A 17,397-nucleotide genomic window follows, 5' to 3' on the forward strand; every position below is an offset into this window, starting at 1 on the left:
TATGAGTGCGATATACTTTTATCCTCATGGTTATTTTAGAGATCGCCAACTTGATACTGTCAGGAATTGGCCTGGGGAGGTGGCTAATCCTGATGTTGGGAAGCAGTCGGGGAAACAGGTTGCGTCCAAGAAATCAATTGCAAGCGCAGGAATAAGATCTTGGGTCAACAGGGTTCCTTTAATCAATTTTAAGATCAGGCCAAAAGGGCTTGGTAGTCAGGTTGTTGTATATGTCTGGGGGGGCTTGGTTCTATCAGGGAAATTTATTGTGGATCTGGATAATCCTTATAGTCTGACTGGTTATAATATTAGAGCTTTCAGCTTTTATAAACCTGTATTGAAGAATGTATTGCTTTCGAATCGCTGTATACAGATACGTTGTATGAGCCGCGCTTGTTTAGAAAATCTCCGCCTTACATTAGGCGAAAAGGTGGCGAATAAGGCTGTTGTTTCATATCCTTATATGCCTGTAGTAAGAGACTCTGACACAGTGTCTTCAGTCGGTAAAAATAGAATCAAGAAGTTTCTTTATATATCAACGCAGTTTGATATAAAGGGAGGACGCGCGCTTATAGCGGCATTTTCGTGCGCCTATAAAAAGAATCCGAATATTTCATTGGAAATGATTACACACCTTCCAGAAAAGTATAAGGATGCTGTCGCCAGATGCCCGGGAGTAAATTTTTATCCAGCTGAATTTAACCGGCAAGAGATAGCAGAGAAATTTATGAGTCATTGCGATGTTCTGATTCATCCAACCTATGTGGACTCGTTTGGTATGGTGGTGTTAGAGGCGATGTCCTATGGGATGGCGTTAATCGCAACTGACGTATACGCCATATCTGAAATGGTTAGAAATGAGCAGAACGGCATTTTGTTACAACCGCCTGTTTCTATTTGGGATAAGTATCTTCCATCTCAATATTACTATCAGCTTGGAAATATTAAAGCGCTGATAGAACAAGCGGATGACACAGCTTTCTCCGAAGAATTGGAGAAGGCCATTCTTTACTTGGCTGAAGATGAAGAGCGATTGAGTCGATATAGGAAGAATAGCCTGGAGATATTTCTAAGGGAGTTTGGACGTCATGCTGCTTAGCGTTATTGTTCCTGCGTTTAATGCTGGCGCGACTATCGGAGCGACTTTAGGAAGCATAAATGCGGCTTTCGCCAATATAGACTTCGAGGTGGAAGTAGTGGTGGTCGATGATGGTAGCGATGACAAAGATATGCTTGCTGCTGTGATACAGGGTTATTCCTTCGTACGCTTGGTTGGGCATGAGTCGAATAGAGGAATGTGTGCAGCCCGTAATACGGGAATAAAGGCCAGCCAAGGCGACTTTGTTACGATTCTCGATGCGGATGATGAGTTTGTTGAGGGCTGGCCGGAGCGACTACTGTCAATTATTTCCGAGTGGCCCCTGGATTGCCAGTTGTGCTACAGCGCATGCGTGAACTCTAACGGCTCCCCTACAGTCTCAGAGCCTGAATATCGTGGCAGACTGACTTATAAAGACCTTCTGAACGAGAGGCATTCAGGAGAATATTTGCCTGTTTTTCGTGGAAATTTTGTAAGAAGTCAACTATATCAAGACTTAGGATTACGAAAGTCCTGTGGAATAGTCAGCTACCTTTATTTTGCAAAAGAAAGTGACTTTTGGATTTCGCCTATCGTTCTTAGGATATACCACGATCAAAGGCAGGGGTCTGTATCCAGCGGTTGGTTAACGGAAAAAAAAGCTAGAGAGACGGCCCTGTGTTACGAGAAGCTCTTTCAAGAATTCGGCGCTGAATACCGGCGGCATGCTCCTAGAATTTATCACACCAAAATGTTGCGTTACGCCGTATATCGAAAAGTCGGCAATTTATCGGGAATATGGCGACCTTGTCTGCAAGGATTTTCTATCCGCGCCATACCTGAATTTCTAGTTACGGCTTTTATTCTTGTCATGGGGGAGGGGGTAATTCGCCCTCTTATAATCTTCGCACGTAGAATCGGAGTACTGAGAAAATATGGATAACACACTGGATGACTCTGAATTTTATGAAGACTTCTGGCGCGATGCTGGGTACCAATATGCCTATGCGATGGATTCAGCTGTCAGGGACCGTTTTCCAGCGATCGAGAAAGTATGGGGAGGGTTAAGGAGACCACACCGAGTTCTTGATTTCGGCTGCGGCAATGGCGTTTTGTCTTACTGGATGTATCAAAACAGCTTCGCTTATAAGGTGCTGGGCGTAGATGTAAGCAAAACCGGGGTTCGTAATGCTCACCGAGAGTTTGCGCAACCGGGATTGGATTACAGGGTTATTACGTCACCAATGAACGTCAGGCAGTTGGGCGAGTTTGATGCTGTCGTTTCTTCCCATGTGCTTGAGCATATTCCAGATGTTGATGAGGCTTTAGCTTCATTGAAGGGTGTCGCCAAGTGGTATGTATTTGAAGTGCCTCTTGAAGACTGCCTGTTTCAGACACTGAAATGGTCTCTTTTAAACAAACCAAGGCGCGAAAACTCACTTGGACATGTGCAGTTTTGGACGCGAGAAAGCTTCCGTAACTTGCTTGCAAGTCATGGATATGTGGTTATACGTGACTATATCTATGCTTCAGCTCCATTTTCGCCATATAACAATAAGTGGGTCAGGATGGCGGAAAAGCTCCTTCTGCGATCTGCGGGCTTAAATATATACTCTAAAATAATGGCTACGCATTATATTGTGTTGGCGAGCGAAAACCCTTGGCAGTAATTTGCTTAATGGATCGTTATGCGATTTGTTATCAATATATCTTTATAGTGGGCGTTTAAAGGCGGAGGCTCGTTTTTGAAGGTGAAAAGGTGAGCTTGATATATGAGTGGTCTGGAAAGTTGATAGTAAGGATATTAAAGGCGAGACCTACCGGTGAAAGTTCTAATTCTATTTACCAGCAGTGAGTTAGGTGGGGCGGAACGCAGCCTTACTAAAATGGCGAGGGCGGCGACCTATTCAACTCCAAATGTTGAATATTTCATAGGGGCGTTGGATGGCGATGGCGCATGGTCTGAATGGGCTCATGGAATAGGTATGACTCCATTTCTGTTTGGAAAGCGCCAACGAGGGCATGGACGCTTTGGGATGTTAGCCATTTTTAACGCAATAAGATTTGTTCGAGAGCGAAATATCGACATTGTTTATGTCATCGGCTTTCGGTCTGCAGTTCTCTTCAGAATGCTGCGATGGTGCATGCCTTGTGTGAAATTGGTTCAAGGTATTAGGTGGAACCCAGACTCAACAAGCAGGCTAGATGTCTGGTTTAGGCGAATAGAGAAGTACGCGCACAGGATGATTGATGGATACGTCACCAACTCAACAGCCGCTTATCGTACGTTGCAGCAACTCGGTATTCCTTCGAGCAAACTTGCTACGGCCTACAATGGCTTGGACGCCATTCCATCCAGTTTGGACGTGACAGCCAAGCCTTCACTTGTAGTTATTACAGTTGCGAATCTCAATTACCGAAAAGGTTATGAGCCTTATCTGCATGCTATTTCGAAAGTTGTGAATGTAGTTCCTGACGTCAAGTTTATATTCTTGGGAAGAGACGACTTGGGAGGAGTTATACAAAGTAAGATTCAGTCAATGGATCTGACGAAGTGGGTTACTTACGCCGGATTTCAACAGGATGTAAGCCCTTTTCTCAAGGCCTCATCTTTGATGGTTTTGCCCTCGTTATACTGTGAAGGGTGCCCTACATCCATAATGGAAGCTATGAGTTTTGGTTTACCAATTGTGGCCTATGCAATCGATGGCATTCCTGAGCTGGTGGAGTCTGGAAAAGAAGGACTTTTAGTTGATCAAGTCGGTAATGTTGATTTTTTGGCGGACTCTATAGTGGCTGTCTTAGAGAATACGGAATTGAGGGAGCGACTGTCTGTCGCCGCTAGATCCAAAGCAGAAACCACTTTCTCAATCACGAATTGTTGTAAATCTCATGAACAATACTGGAACAGACTGATCTATCGGGCTACGCAACTGGCCGCATACAACGGAAAGTAGTGGGCGACCAATGAATTAAAGGCTTAAGCGGCGCAGCCTATAGCGCGGCGATAAGATGGAAGCTTCTACTTATGTGTGGAATCTTAGGTTGGATTGGCGCTCGATTAAATGTACAGCATGCGAATCAAATGCTGGATCAGTTAACGCATAGAGGGCCGGATGATCGTGGAGATTGGTTTTATCCAGATCATAATGTTTGGCTTGGACATAGGCGCCTCTCTATTTTGGACTTGAGCAGTGCGGGAAGGCAGCCCATGTGCAGTGAAAATGGGCGCTGGACGCTGACATTCAATGGGGAAATATATAACTTTCAACAGCTCAGGCGACAGCTTATAGAGGCAGGTTGCCAGTTTAAAGGAAGCTCGGATACAGAAGTTCTACTAAGAAGCATAGAGCGGCGCGGTGTTGTTGAGACGTTGAGGCGATTGGTCGGAATGTTCGCTTTCGCCGCCTACGATGTTCATGACAGGAAGCTCTATTTGGCGCGAGACCGAATGGGGGTGAAACCTCTTTACTATTCTGTTGATAGCAACGAAATCGCTTTTTCCTCAGAACTGGGACCTTTGAAGCGTTTGCCTTGGTTTGACGCTGAGCTGAATGGCGATGCGATGCACGCCTATTTTCGGTATCTAACTGTTCCCGCTCCAATCTCTATCTTTAAGCAGATACATAAAGTAAAGCCTGGTGTTTTGATTGAGTGGTCGCAAACGTCCGGCGTTAAAGAGACCGCATACTGGTCAATTAAAGAGACCGTTTGCAATGGGGTGTTGGCTCGCAAGGAGAAAGGAGGGCTTGATATCAAGGCGGTTGCGGACGAGATGGAGTCCATTCTCAGTGAGTCGATCTCCCTTAGAATGATTTCAGATGTGCCTCTAGGTGTTTTCTTATCCGGCGGTGTGGATTCCTCTCTGGTTGCAGCGATGATGCGCAAGCTTTCAAATGGCTCTATTTCTTCTTTTTCTATTGGCTTTGAAGAGCCGTCGCATGACGAGTCGGCATATGCGCGGGACGTGGCGCGGAGCCTGAAACTTGATCATCATGAGGCTATTTTAACTGAGCGCGATGCGATTGACTTGGTTCCTGAAATCGCCGGCGCCCAAGATGAGCCTTTTGCCGATAACAGCATTATTCCTACCTATCTGCTAAGTAAATTCACGCGTGAGAAAGTCACGGTTGCGCTGTCTGGCGACGGAGGCGATGAGCTTTTCGCAGGCTATCCCAGGTATTTTTGGGGCGACCGAATCAGCGCGCTGAGAAAAGCGCTGACCCCGGTGGGGGCGAGTGCTATCGGTGGGCTATTAAAATCAGCGCCTGCGACATTTTGGGACAGTTTTGTCCATCGTTTAACGCGTGGGCGATATACCAGTAGCGAGGGACTGGCCTATCGAGTGCGCAGATTCGCCGACTACCTGTCTACTTCGGAGAGTGATGCATACAGAAAAATAATATCTGTATGGGACTCGCCAGGATCGCTTATAGGCATGAGAGAGCTGTATGACTGGGGGCCCTCGATAGCTCATTACCAGGGAATTCCATGGTCGGAACAGATGATGGCCTGTGACCAGGAACATTATCTGCCCAACGATATCCTCATGAAAGTGGACTGGGCGTCTATGCAGTGCTCACTAGAAGCAAGAGAGCCGCTGCTTGACCATCGTTTGGTTGAGTGGGCTTGGACATTGCCTTTTCAGTTTAAAAAGGCGGACGGCGTTGATCAGGGTAAGCGGGTGATGAGGGAGCTGTTGTACCGCTATGTGCCGTCAAACTTGATTGAGCGTCCAAAGAAGGGGTTTGGGTTGCCTATGGATCGATGGTTAAGAGGCGCGCTGAGAGATTGGGCGGAGTCCCTGCTGACGAAAACAGCATTGGAGCGCTCTTGTTTAGTGAATTTCGAATTGGTGGCGAATATGTGGCGTCGCCATCTCCGCGGTGAAAATTTCTCTTCACAATTGTGGACAATACTTGTGTTCAGAAGCTGGGAAGAGAGGGTCTTACTGAGCCGTAGAAAAGAAGTAGTTGTACCACCGGTAGCGCTTGCTTGAGCAAGTGGCCCCGGAATACCCGTAATTATAAATTTAAAATCGTTTAAGGGGGTGTTTGGTGTGTGGCATAGCTGGCTTTTGGGATGCAGGGGGCCTGACTAAAAATCCAGAAAGCGTATTGCGTAATATGGCGAGCGCTATTCGCCATCGGGGGCCTGATGATTTCGGCGCTTGGTATGACCCCGGTGCAGGTATTGGGCTGGCGCATCAAAGGCTATCTATTCAGGATTTATCCGAATTAGGTCATCAGCCGATGAAATCACCCAATGGACGCTACACAATTATTTTTAATGGTGAAGTTTATAACTTTCTTTCATTGCGAGCTGAATTGGAGAGTTCAGGGTTTAAGTTTTACGGTCATTCTGATACTGAAGTTATCCTTGCGCTATTTGAGCAGAAAGGGATTAAAGATGCATTAAAAGCAATGGTGGGAATGTTTGCTATTGCGTTATGGGATAACTTAGCGAAAAAGTTGTATCTGATGCGTGATCGATTTGGTGAAAAGCCGCTGTACTATGGAGTGAGTCAAGGCGTTTTATTGTTTTCCTCTGAGTTGAAGGCTGTTCGAGCGCACCCTTGCTTTAATAACGATATCGATAGAGATGTACTGTCGACCTATTTGAGGTTCAACTACGTTCCTACCCCATATTGTATTTATAAAGGCTTTAGAAAAGCAGTTCCGGGAACGTATATCGTCTTTAATGGAGAGAATCTACTTGAGCCCGAGTGTGTAAGCTACTGGTCCGTGCTGGATGATGCTAGTTCTCCTCGAGACTCATTTCCGGGCGGTGACCATCGCGCTATAGACGAGCTGGAGCAGGTGTTACTGGATACCATTAGCGATAAGATGATAGCGGATGTTCCTCTTGGAGCTTTTCTCTCTGGCGGCATTGACTCCTCAACGATTGTAGCGTTGATGCAAAAGCAGAGCCCTAGAAAGGTCAGGACATTCTCTATTGGTTTTCATGAAGATGAGTATAACGAAGCCCAATTCGCAAAAGAGGTCGCCTCTTACCTGAATACCGAGCACACGGAGCTATATGTTACGCCTGAAATGGCGCAATCTATTATCCCCGAATTACCCCTAATATATGATGAACCGTTTGCTGATGTATCGCAGATACCCACTTATATTGTTTCGCAGTTAGCGCGGAAACAAGTAACTGTTGCTCTCTCTGGCGACGGGGGGGACGAGCTCTTTGGTGGGTATACCAGATATTCATGGGCGACAAGTATTTGGCGAGTAATGCGTAATGTTCCCTTGCCGGCTCGGTTGGCTGTTCAGTCTTTAATAAACGGTGTATCTGTTGAACGTTGGAATAGTATTGCTGATGCTTTAAGTTCATTGACTCCTGCGCGACTCAAACAATCGCACCCTGGAGATAAGCTGCACAAGCTTGCTGGCGTTCTTGGCTCTAAGAACCGTTTTGATGTTTATCAATATCTCATATCTCAATGTAAAACCCCGGATTCTCTGGTTGCGGAAGGCCGTGAGCTGTCCACAGTGCTGAACGAGTCAACAGTTTGGAAGTTGTTATCGGATTTTAGCGAACAAATGATGTTGATGGATCAGCTTTGCTATCTGAGAGATGACATCTTGACCAAAGTAGATCGTGCCGCAATGGCAGTCAGTTTGGAAACCAGGGTGCCTTTCTTGGATCATAGGGTTACCCAGTTTGCATGGCGTCTTCCAGCAGCGCTTAAAGTGAGGGACGGAAAAGGGAAATGGATATTACGACAGGTGCTATACAGACATGTGCCTGAACAGCTTATTGAACGCCCAAAAACTGGGTTTGGCGTGCCGATTGCCGAGTGGTTAAGAAGGGATTTGAGGGACTGGGCTGAGTCTCTCTTGTCACATACGGCATTGGCTGCTCCGGGCTGTTGGAATGTTGACGCTGTCAGGCGTAAGTGGAAGGAGCATGTGACTGGAGAGAGGAATTGGTGGTATGAAATGTGGGGGGTGCTTATGTTTCAAGCATGGCGCTTTTCAATAGATGACAGTTTTGTCAACAGTTCCAAAGAATTTAGGAGAGAGGTGGAAACCAACCCGTAAAGGAATACTAAAAATGAATAGAAGAATAATATTTTGCTCCAATACTTCTTGGTATTTATTTAAGTTTAGACGTTCTACGATAACCCGGCTGCTTAAGGAAGGGAGGGAGGTATATTGTATGGCCCCCCGTGATGACTACTCGAAGATGTTATCGGATTTGGGAGCGGAGTTTGTTGACATAAAAATGGATGGAAAAAGTGTCAACCCTCTTAAAGAGATTAGCGTTATTTGTGAAATATATAGGGCTATAAAGCGTATAAGACCAGACTATGTTTTTAACTTTACGCCGAAAATGAATCTGTATAGTGGGGTGGCGTGTAGAAGCATGGGGGTATTGTACTCGAATAACATATCTGGCCTTGGTACTGCATTTATTCATGATTCGTTTATTTATAGAGTGGCAAGAAAGCTGCTTGGCTTTTCCAACAAGGGTGCGCATAGAGTTTTCTTTCAAAATGAGGACGACAAATGTCTGTTTGAACGTCTGAACCTCATAAGGCGTCAAGGTGTTGATATCTTACCAGGGTCTGGCGTGAACACGGATGAATTCTACTTTTCTCCACTTCCTGACGGCCCAATCGTATTCTTGATGATAGCGAGGCTGATCGCCGATAAAGGTGTTCGCGAGTATGTGGCGGCGTCTCAGTCTGTTAGGGAAAAGTATCCAGACATCAGATGTTTATTGGTTGGTCCAATGGGGGTGAGCAATAAGACAGCCATTGCTGAGGAAGAGGTTGTTGAATGGGTGCGAAAGGGATGGATCGAATATTTGGGATATCAAGAGGATGTCAGGCCGCTAATTAGTCAGTCGCATGTGGTGGTGCTGCCTTCTTATCGAGAAGGTATGCCGCGGGTCGTTCTAGAAGCGGCAAGCATGGGGCGGCCAGCCATAGTGACGGATGCGCCTGGATGTCGGCAGTCGGTAGAGGCCGGGGAAACAGGGTTTCACTGCCAGCCCCAAGATGCAGGTGATTTAGCGCGGGTAATGTTTGAAGTCGTTGAACTCGATCGGAAGCCGCTCTCTTTGATGGGGATTGCCGCGCGAAGAAGGGTAGAAAAAACATTTTCCGAAGTCTATGTCATTAATCGGGCGTTAGAGTGCGTTGAATCTGTGTGCTGAAGGGGCCCGTCTTCACTGACTCGCGTCAGGGTTTTCAATGGAAAACCAGCCAAATTTAATGCTCTTAAAACTCTCCCTGAGCCTTAAAAAATTTAAGCAAAAAAATAGAAAGCGTCTAAGCTGAATATTACGAATCCCATCGCTACGGGCTTGAGCCAGATGGAGTCGTTGTAGGAGAAGGTTTCCTCAGGCGCTACTATCGTAGACGTATTTGGAGAGATAAAAATTCCGGATGGAGTGTCGACTTGCGCAACGCAAGTTAAGTAGCCGGAAAAGCCCAGTTGTTAAGTAGTACCAGCTCTTTGTCTTACGCGCTTTATGCGTGGTGGCGGGCTATTAGCTGTTTTACTCATCTCTGGCCAAGACCAGAGCACCATTAACTGGTTTTACTCGAAGAATAAGAAGGGTGTATGGACGCGTTATTTCAGTTGGCTTTCTACAGTTTGGTGTTGGTAGGGACAATTGTATTGCACAAAATATTAATTCCTATGTCGCAAAAACTGGAGCTGGTCGATGTGCCGGGGGGGCGCAAGGCTCATGATGGCAAAGTTCCCCTGATAGGCGGCGTTGCCATGTTTTCCGGGTTTTGCGTCAGTGGCGTCATTCTTACTCACGGAAACGAATACTTTCTTCTCTTAATTGTCGCCTTAGTTATTATCTTAACAACAGGTATCTTGGACGATTTAAATGAGCTGGGCGTAAAAACTCGATTTGCGGCTCAGACCGCTGCGACTCTCGTTATGATGATCTTTGGCGGGGTCACCCTGAACAGCATGGGGGATCTTGTCGGGCTGGGTGATGTCACGCTTGGAGTAATGGCTTTGCCTGTAACTGTATTCTGCGTGGTGGGTGTGATCAATGCTCTTAATATGGCTGATGGCGTTGATGGTTTGGCGGGTGGAGTCAGTCTTGTCACCTTCATGGGATTTTATGTTCTGAGTTTGTTAGGTGGTGACGGCTTGTTTAAGTCAGGTATCCTCCTTTTATACATAAGCGTTATTGCAGCATTTTTGTACTTTAATATGAGAGGACCGGGGCAGCCCAGGGCGCGAGTGTTCATGGGAGATGCCGGTAGTATGTTTCTTGGTTTTTCCATCGCTTGGTTCTCCATAGACCTGTCGCAGGGAGATCATCAAGTATTGAGGCCAGTTACAGCCTTATGGATATTCTCAGTTCCCTTGTTCGACACATGCCGAGTTATGGCGAGAAGAGTGAAATTTGGGCGCTCTCCATTTACTGCAGGCAGGGACCATATCCACCATATTCTTTTGGACCATGGCATTTCAATCAGTCGAGTTGTCTTTCTCATTGTTGGCGGGCACTTTGCTTTGGTCGCATTTGGTGTTGTAGGAGAAGTGGCGGATATTCCTGAATATTTGATGTTTTCTTTATTTATATTGGCGTTCATCGTGTACAGTCTTGCTGTGAATCTGCTTGATAGCAAGCGGGCCAATCAGGGTGTTTAGTCTCAGGAGCCAGAGTGGGTTGCGGCTTTGTCGGTAGTGTGTTTAGTGGCTAATAATAGGAAGCGTTGCGATATATAATGCGAGGAAGTGAAATAGAGATACTAAGCACTAGTAATGAAGATCTTAATAACCGGCTGTACAGGCTTTGTAGGGTCCGCATTGGCAGTTGAAGCGGCTTCGCGAGGGGCTTGTGTTATCGGTACTTCCCGAAAGGCCGGTCAGTGTCCGTCGCCGTTTCCTGGCAAAATAGAGTTGGCTCCTGATTATGGCAGCGAAAATTGGATTAATTTGTTGCGTGGGGTGGACGTTCTTGTGCACTGCGCGGCTCGGGTTCACCAGGTTAAAGACGATGCGGTGGATCCTTTAACTGAATTTCGTGCTGCTAACGCCATTGCGACCAGAATGCTTGCGCAATGGGCTGTTAAATCTGGCGTTAAAAAATTTGTATATCTGAGCACGATTAAGGTTAACGGGGAGGGGACCGCCCCAGGTCAGCCATTTACTGCCCACGATTCTCCAAATCCATCATCTCCCTACGCCATATCCAAGTGGGAGGGGGAACAAGCTCTACGTGAAGTTTCTGCTGGGTCAGCAATGTCTTTTGAGATCATTCGTCCCCCTTTGGTTTATGGCGATGGGGTCAAAGGAAATCTGGCTATACTGGAAAAATTAGCGAAGCTGCGAGCGCCGTTGCCCTTAGCTGGAGTGGAGAACCGTCGTAGTTTGATCAGTCGCGAAAACTTGGTCGACGTTATTTTGCGCTGTGCGGAAACACCCTCCGCTACGCCCGGAGCGGGGAACCTTTGGCTGGTTTCAGATGGCTATTCAGTGTCCACCAGTCAGATATATCTTTCGTTGTGCCGCTCAATGGATATTCAAGGACGAATCTTCAGCCTCCCTAAGCCATTGAAGTCCCTCATGTTCTATGTGCTTGAGCGGTTAGGGATTCAGGAAAAGCTCTTTGGCAGTCTGGAAGTAGACTGCTCCGCTACAATGTCAGCGTTGGATTGGCGGCCGGCTCCAGGAATACGGTAATTAGGAGACTAAATACCGTTCGCTGACGCCACCGAAATCTGAGTTGCGGCTGCCTCTTATAGAAAAAGGTCGAATTTATCTTTTATGGCTATGCACTTACCTTTTGAGGTAAAGGCGCTGGCGACTCTCAATGGCTTGTCGGTCCCATCAAAGAATTACAAAAAGCCGTTTTTCGGGTGAAGGGCTCCCGGAACTGCGGCTTTGCTATTTAACGGTTTATTTATGATCGGCATCGAGCACATCAGTACGTATTTGCCAGAGGGACGAATTAACAATCTGGAGCGTCAGGAGCAATTTAACGTTAACGAAACCTTTCTGACCGAAAAGACCGGTATGCGATATTTGGCGGTGAAAGGGGAGGGGGAAGAAACCTCCGACATGTGCGTAAAGGCGTTTCGGCGGTTGGAGGAAGAGCTTGGTCCTCTTGTCGACAATATTGAGTGTCTCGTAGTCTGCACGCAAAACCCCGACGCATATGGCGTACCTCATGCTTCAGCCATCGTGCATGGTAAGCTTGGGCTGCCAGTACATTGCGCTTGCTTTGATATCTCTCTTGCCTGCTCGGGATATGTTTACAGCATTTCCATTATGAAGGCCTTCATGGAAGCCAACGGCTACAAAAAAGGCGTTCTTATCACTGCGGACCCGTATTCGAAAATTATCGATATGTCCGACAAGAATACCTCCCTTCTATTTGGCGATGCAGCTACCGCTACCTTATTCAGCGATAAACCAAAATGGCTGATTGGCAAATGTGTCTTCGGTACTGATGGCGCTCGTAATGCTGCCATTCGCGTCCGTGCGGAAGATCGTAAATTCGAGATGGCGGGCAGAGCTGTGCTCGACTTTTGCGCCAACGTAGTTCCTGAAAATATTCACGCCACCCTGGCTCAAAACAACAGTGTTTTGGGCGACATCGATAAGTTTATTCTCCATCAAGGTAGCAAGTTCATCGTAGATATGGTTATCAAACGCATGAAACTTGACCCTGCCAAAGTCCCCTTCGAAGCCGCCCAGTACGGCAATACTGTCTCCTCATCCATCCCAATGATCCTCGCCAATGAAAAAGAGGCCCGAAAAGTTGTTGTATCGGGTTTTGGCGTTGGGTTGTCATGGGGGAGTTGTGTGATTTCAAGGTCTTGCGACGACTAAAGCCTGCCGCTAGTGTTGGCTAACCCGTTTGTTACAGATGGATACATTTTGGTGAAGCTTATCGCTTCACCGCTTATGTCAGGCCGCATTAAAACCTGTTAAACTTCGCGCCGCTGTAAAAGTCTATGTAACACAAGGTAATCTGGGTGTCGCATTGAGACTATTTCAGTTAAGTAATTAATGGTTTTCAGGGCGCATTCGCCTTTGTCGCTTGTTCGCTGCTTATCATTGTGGCGGAGCGAGCCTTTATCACTACTCTAAACTCAATGTGGAATGAGTCTTGGATACTTTGGTTTTGCTTCTTATTCTGGGTATCGCCTCCTTTTTGTTAACTGGTTGGGCTAGGCGGTATGCATTAGCAAAAAAAGTGTTAGACATTCCTGAAGCGCGCAGTTCCCATACTGTCCCTACTCCTAGAGGGGGAGGGATTTCGATAGTGGTTTGTATACTGATAGTGCTGCCTTTTTTAGGGGGTGAGTACGGATGGGTGTTGTGGTGTACATTGGCATTGTTGGCTCTAGTTAGCTACGTTGACGATCATCGGGGGCTAGGGTTTAAAGTGCGCCTGTTGGTGCAGCTAGTGTGCGCGTACGCACTTGTATACTTTGTGTGGATGTCTGATCGCCTTTATCATATCCGAGATATAGACTCCTATGTAGCAGACTTGGTTGTAATCTTACTTGCGATCTTCGGAGTGGTCTGGATTACAAACCTGTATAATTTCATGGACGGAATAGATGGGATTGCAGCTACTGAAGCGATATTTGTCTCCTCCTCTCTGGCTGGTGTATATGCATACTCTGGTGAATATGTGTGGGCTTGGATTATGCTTGCCATAGTTGTATCAAGCATGGGGTTTTTATGTTGGAATTGGGCCCCAGCGAAAATATTTATGGGAGATATAGGGAGTATTTCTTTAGGGTGGTTGTTTGGCGCAGGAATGTTAGTTAGCTCCCAGGTAACCCAAGTTGAAGTATGGGTATACCTTATTTTAATGGGAGTATTTATTTCTGATGCGTCTTGTACTTTGCTGGCTCGATTTTTTAATGGAGAAAAGATTTGGCTTCCTCACCGAACTCATTTGTACCAGTTGTTGAGCGTTCGTCTAGGAGACCATCGTAAAGTTAACTATTTGTTGATATTCGTTAATGTTGTGTGGTTGCTTCCCATGGCGTTATTCGCTTTCATGATGGCAGATTGGGCGTGGGGTTTTGCTGTAGCGGCTTATGCCCCTCTTCTGCTGATCTGCGCTGTGGCGAGAGGGCGACTGATTGCAAATTCCAAGGCTGAGGAATGTTAAAGTGCTGGAAACACTGTTGAATGCCTCAAGGCGAACGAAGCGGATACTTTCTGTAATTGCTGACTCTCTATTCATTCTGATTGCCTTTTGGGCTGCGATGAGTTTGCGGATGGACGAGGTCTACCTTAATTTTGATGCAAAACAGATTGGTGTTCTTGGGGTTACCATTTCGGTAAGCATTTTCTTTTTTGTGCGCCTTGGATTATATCGAGCTGTAATTCGCTTTATGAGCAATCACGCTATGATGGCCGTGTTTATTGGCGCTTCATTTTCCGGTCTCGTGCTGGCAAGTATGGGGTTTTTAGTTAAGGCGTTTATTCCCAGGTCGGTGCCTTTTATGTACTGGTGTTTTGTGCTCCTGATGGTAGGAGGGTCCAGAATGCTGGTTCGCGCGTACTTGCACAACAAGCTGGTTAAGCCTAAAGAGAAGGTTATCATTTATGGCGCTGGACATGCTGGTGTCCAATTGGCTATAGCCCTGTCGCAGGGGAGTGATTACCAACCAGTATTGTATGTAGATGACGACAAGCGTAAGCAAGGAAGTATCGTGCAAGGGCTGCATGTATATCCGCCAACAGAGCTTGATGAGCTTATCAAAGACTATAAAGTGAAGAAGGTTTTGCTGGCCATTAGCGATGCGCCGCAAAGCACGAAGCGTTTGATTCTTCGATTTCTGGAACCATTCCCTGTGGAGGTTCTTAAAATTCCCAGCTTTACAGACTTGATCGAAGGTAAATCAAAAATTCAGGAGCTCCGAAGCGTAGAGATAGAGGATTTGTTAGGGAGAGATTGTGTCGAGCCGGATATAGAATTAATGCTTTCCTGCGCTCAACATAAGAATGTTATGGTCACTGGAGCCGGTGGGTCTATAGGCTCCGAGTTATGCCGTCAGCTCATCAGGCTATCACCGACCAAGTTGGTTCTTTTGGAGCAATCTGAGTTTGCGCTTTATGAAATCACCAAAGCGTTATCGGATATCTGTACTCTACGAAGGCTTAAGGTGGATTTGATTCCAGTTCTGGGGTCGGTCACTAATAAGGATTTAATTGGAAGTGTAGTTGCTAACTATAGCATTCATACTCTTTATCATGCTGCAGCTTATAAACATGTGCCTATTGTTGAGAGAAACTCTATTGAAGGCGCAAAAAATAATGTATTAGGCACCTACTATGCGGCGCTGGCGGCAAAAACTTATGGTGTAGAGAAGTTTGTACTGATTTCTACAGACAAGGCCGTTAAGCCTGTTAATGTTATGGGGCAGACCAAGCGCGCAGCGGAGATTATTGTGAGGAAAATGGCGGAAAAGCCATCCAAAACGACATTTTGCTCTGTAAGATTTGGTAATGTGCTTGGTTCCTCTGGGTCTGTTGTTCCACTGTTTCGGGATCAGATCAAGAAGGGAGGGCCAGTGACTGTGACTCACCCTGATGTTACCAGGTTTTTCATGACCATCCCTGAGGCGGCTCAGCTAGTTATCCAGGCGGGAGGAATGGCTGAAGGCGACGGAGAGGTGTTTGTGTTGGACATGGGTACACCTATAAAAATCAAGGATCTCGCATATAAAATGGTTCATCTCATGGGCTTGGACGTTAAAGATGATGCCAATCCAGATGGCAACATAGAAATTGTGTACACTGGGCTTCGTCAGGGAGAAAAGCTCCATGAGCAGCTTTTCGACGAGGAAGATGGATTTGGCACATCGCATAGTCGAATTTGGCGGGCCAGGCAGACAAAGATGAGAGATTTCAATATGGAAAGCTATGCTGCCGCTTTGCTTAAAGCATGCGAAGCTCAGTTGGAAGAGTCGGTTAAAAAACTGCTTAATCAAATAGTGGATAGCGACACTGTGCAAGATCAAGCCTATAAGAGTGTTGCCCTAACCCAGTACCAAGGTAATGTGGTTGGCCTTGTTAAGTGAGGTTGGTGAGCGTCTGCTGGTTCGTTTCCTCAAACAGTGCAACGGCTGTAGAAGTAACCTTTTGGCTAACTGCAGAACTATTTGACTAAATCATTTTTTAAGTGGCTAAGCCTAACTCGTTTGTGCTTGGCTACGTGGCTTAAGCCATTAATTGTGAGTATAGAGTATGAAGATATTGGTAACTGGCGGCGCGGGATTTATTGGTTCTGCTGTAGTTAGATATATAATTAATTGCACTGGCGACAGTGTTATAAATATAGATAAGTTAACCTATGCTGGTAATTTAGATAATTTGGTTGATGTTGTAAACAATGATCGTTATGAGTTTTTTCGTGCAGATATTTGTGATCGCGCTGCAGTAGCGGATATATTCTCACAGTACAAGCCTGATGCGGTTATGCATTTAGCTGCGGAGTCACATGTAGACCGTTCAATTGATGGTCCAGGTGACTTTATCCACACTAATATTGTTGGGACATACACGTTACTTGAAGAAGCTCGTAAGTACTGGCTTCAATTGCCTGTAGAGCGGAAAGATGCGTTTCGCTTTCACCACATCTCTACTGATGAAGTGTTTGGTGATTTAGATGGCGCTACAGACCTTTTTCGCGAAGATACGCCATATGCTCCTAGCTCCCCCTATTCCGCAAGTAAGGCCAGTTCGGATCACTTGGTCAGGGCATGGGGGCGTACCTATGGTCTGCCAGTAATAGTTACAAATTGCTCTAATAACTATGGCCCTTACCACTTCCCAGAAAAGCTTATACCTCTCATGATTCTTAACGCGCTTGAAGGGAAACCTTTACCTGTTTACGGGAAAGGAGATCAGATAAGAGATTGGTTGTATGTTGAGGATCATGCGGCAGCTCTATACAAAGTTGTGACCGAAGGCGAGATCGGAGAGACTTACAATATTGGCGGGCATAACGAGAAGAAGAACATTGAAGTTGTGCAGGCTATTTGTCAATTATTGGAAGAGCTGGTTCCCATCAAGCCTCAAGGTGTATCCTCCTACGAAGAGCTTATCAGTTTTGTACAAGATCGCCCCGGGCATGATGTTCGTTATGCTATTGACGCATCGAAGATCCAAAGAGAGCTGGGGTGGTCTCCTACAGAAACGTTTGAAAGTGGACTAAGGAAAACTGTGGAGTGGTATTTGGCTAACAAGTCATGGTCGCAAAGAGTGCTGGATGGCTCATACAAGGGCGAGAGATTAGGGCTTGCTCAATAAATGCGAGATATTATTGCCAGTCGGCGAGCGTATTGGATTATT

13 protein-coding genes are annotated in these 17,397 nt (G+C 46.2%); all 13 read left to right on the top strand.

Translation table 11 applies throughout. From position 1 onward, the window contains the following. Position 1 precedes the first annotated feature (1 nt). The 13 genes from O5O45_RS05930 (at position 2) to rfbB (ending at position 17,355) form a co-directional block, all read left to right on the top strand. The gene (locus O5O45_RS05930; protein WP_305904327.1) at positions 2–1,099 is read left to right on the top strand and encodes a glycosyltransferase family 4 protein; all 1,098 of its coding nucleotides are present in this window, start codon (positions 2–4) and stop codon (positions 1,097–1,099) included. Then, on the top strand, positions 1,089–2,021 hold the full coding sequence (locus tag O5O45_RS05935) for a glycosyltransferase family 2 protein (RefSeq protein WP_305904328.1): 933 nt from the start codon (positions 1,089–1,091) through the stop codon (positions 2,019–2,021). Before O5O45_RS05930 ends, O5O45_RS05935 begins: the two co-directional genes overlap by 11 nt. After that, a complete protein-coding gene (locus O5O45_RS05940; RefSeq protein WP_305904329.1) occupies positions 2,014–2,748 on the top strand; it encodes a class I SAM-dependent methyltransferase in 735 nt (244 codons plus the stop codon). Before O5O45_RS05935 ends, O5O45_RS05940 begins: the two co-directional genes overlap by 8 nt. Before the next feature lie 153 nt (positions 2,749–2,901). Further along, positions 2,902–4,035 carry a glycosyltransferase family 4 protein gene (locus O5O45_RS05945; protein ID WP_305904330.1) on the top strand — a complete coding sequence of 378 codons (1,134 nt, stop codon included), beginning with the start codon at positions 2,902–2,904 and terminating at the stop codon, positions 4,033–4,035. Positions 4,036–4,106: 71 nt separating this feature from the next. Further along, the gene (gene asnB, locus O5O45_RS05950; RefSeq protein ID WP_305904331.1) at positions 4,107–6,077 is read left to right on the top strand and encodes an asparagine synthase (glutamine-hydrolyzing); all 1,971 of its coding nucleotides are present in this window, start codon (positions 4,107–4,109) and stop codon (positions 6,075–6,077) included. A 58-nt stretch (positions 6,078–6,135) separates the two neighbouring features. Next, the gene (gene asnB, locus O5O45_RS05955) at positions 6,136–8,133 is read left to right on the top strand and encodes an asparagine synthase (glutamine-hydrolyzing) (RefSeq protein ID WP_305904332.1); all 1,998 of its coding nucleotides are present in this window, start codon (positions 6,136–6,138) and stop codon (positions 8,131–8,133) included. 13 nt (positions 8,134–8,146) lie between these two features. Then, entirely contained in the window at positions 8,147–9,253 is a 1,107-nt protein-coding gene (locus O5O45_RS05960) for a glycosyltransferase family 4 protein (protein ID WP_305904333.1), read from the top strand. 410 nt (positions 9,254–9,663) lie between these two features. Further along, a complete protein-coding gene (locus tag O5O45_RS05965; RefSeq protein ID WP_305904334.1) occupies positions 9,664–10,719 on the top strand; it encodes an MraY family glycosyltransferase in 1,056 nt (351 codons plus the stop codon). Positions 10,720–10,833: 114 nt separating this feature from the next. After that, positions 10,834–11,754, top strand: a complete 921-nt coding sequence (locus O5O45_RS05970) for an NAD-dependent epimerase/dehydratase family protein (RefSeq protein ID WP_305904335.1) — start codon at positions 10,834–10,836, stop codon at positions 11,752–11,754. 222 nt (positions 11,755–11,976) lie between these two features. Then, on the top strand, positions 11,977–12,906 hold the full coding sequence (locus tag O5O45_RS05975) for a ketoacyl-ACP synthase III (protein ID WP_305904336.1): 930 nt from the start codon (positions 11,977–11,979) through the stop codon (positions 12,904–12,906). Between the two features lie 280 nt (positions 12,907–13,186). Then, the gene (locus O5O45_RS05980) at positions 13,187–14,206 is read left to right on the top strand and encodes an MraY family glycosyltransferase (protein WP_305904337.1); all 1,020 of its coding nucleotides are present in this window, start codon (positions 13,187–13,189) and stop codon (positions 14,204–14,206) included. Position 14,207: 1 nt separating this feature from the next. Beyond that, the gene (locus O5O45_RS05985) at positions 14,208–16,124 is read left to right on the top strand and encodes a polysaccharide biosynthesis protein (protein ID WP_305904338.1); all 1,917 of its coding nucleotides are present in this window, start codon (positions 14,208–14,210) and stop codon (positions 16,122–16,124) included. Positions 16,125–16,290: 166 nt separating this feature from the next. Beyond that, entirely contained in the window at positions 16,291–17,355 is a 1,065-nt protein-coding gene (gene rfbB, locus O5O45_RS05990; protein ID WP_305904339.1) for a dTDP-glucose 4,6-dehydratase, read from the top strand. Positions 17,356–17,397: the final 42 nt, after the last annotated feature.

Source organism: Hahella sp. HNIBRBA332 (genome assembly GCF_030719035.1).
GTDB lineage: Bacteria > Pseudomonadota > Gammaproteobacteria > Pseudomonadales > Oleiphilaceae > Hahella.

What these genes read in the sequence shown, in the direction of transcription:
- O5O45_RS05970 (WP_305904335.1), top strand. Translation starts at nt 10,834, where the DNA reads ATGAAGATCTTAATAACCGGCTGTACAGGCTTTGTAGGGTCCGCATTG.
- O5O45_RS05975 (WP_305904336.1), top strand. Translation starts at nt 11,977, where the DNA reads ATGATCGGCATCGAGCACATCAGTACGTATTTGCCAGAGGGACGAATT.
- O5O45_RS05935 (WP_305904328.1), top strand. Translation starts at nt 1,089, where the DNA reads ATGCTGCTTAGCGTTATTGTTCCTGCGTTTAATGCTGGCGCGACTATC.
- O5O45_RS05940 (WP_305904329.1), top strand. Translation starts at nt 2,014, where the DNA reads ATGGATAACACACTGGATGACTCTGAATTTTATGAAGACTTCTGGCGC.
- asnB (WP_305904331.1), top strand. Translation starts at nt 4,107, where the DNA reads ATGTGTGGAATCTTAGGTTGGATTGGCGCTCGATTAAATGTACAGCAT.
- O5O45_RS05965 (WP_305904334.1), top strand. Translation starts at nt 9,664, where the DNA reads ATGGACGCGTTATTTCAGTTGGCTTTCTACAGTTTGGTGTTGGTAGGG.
- O5O45_RS05960 (WP_305904333.1), top strand. Translation starts at nt 8,147, where the DNA reads ATGAATAGAAGAATAATATTTTGCTCCAATACTTCTTGGTATTTATTT.
- rfbB (WP_305904339.1), top strand. Translation starts at nt 16,291, where the DNA reads ATGAAGATATTGGTAACTGGCGGCGCGGGATTTATTGGTTCTGCTGTA.
- O5O45_RS05930 (WP_305904327.1), top strand. Translation starts at nt 2, where the DNA reads ATGAGTGCGATATACTTTTATCCTCATGGTTATTTTAGAGATCGCCAA.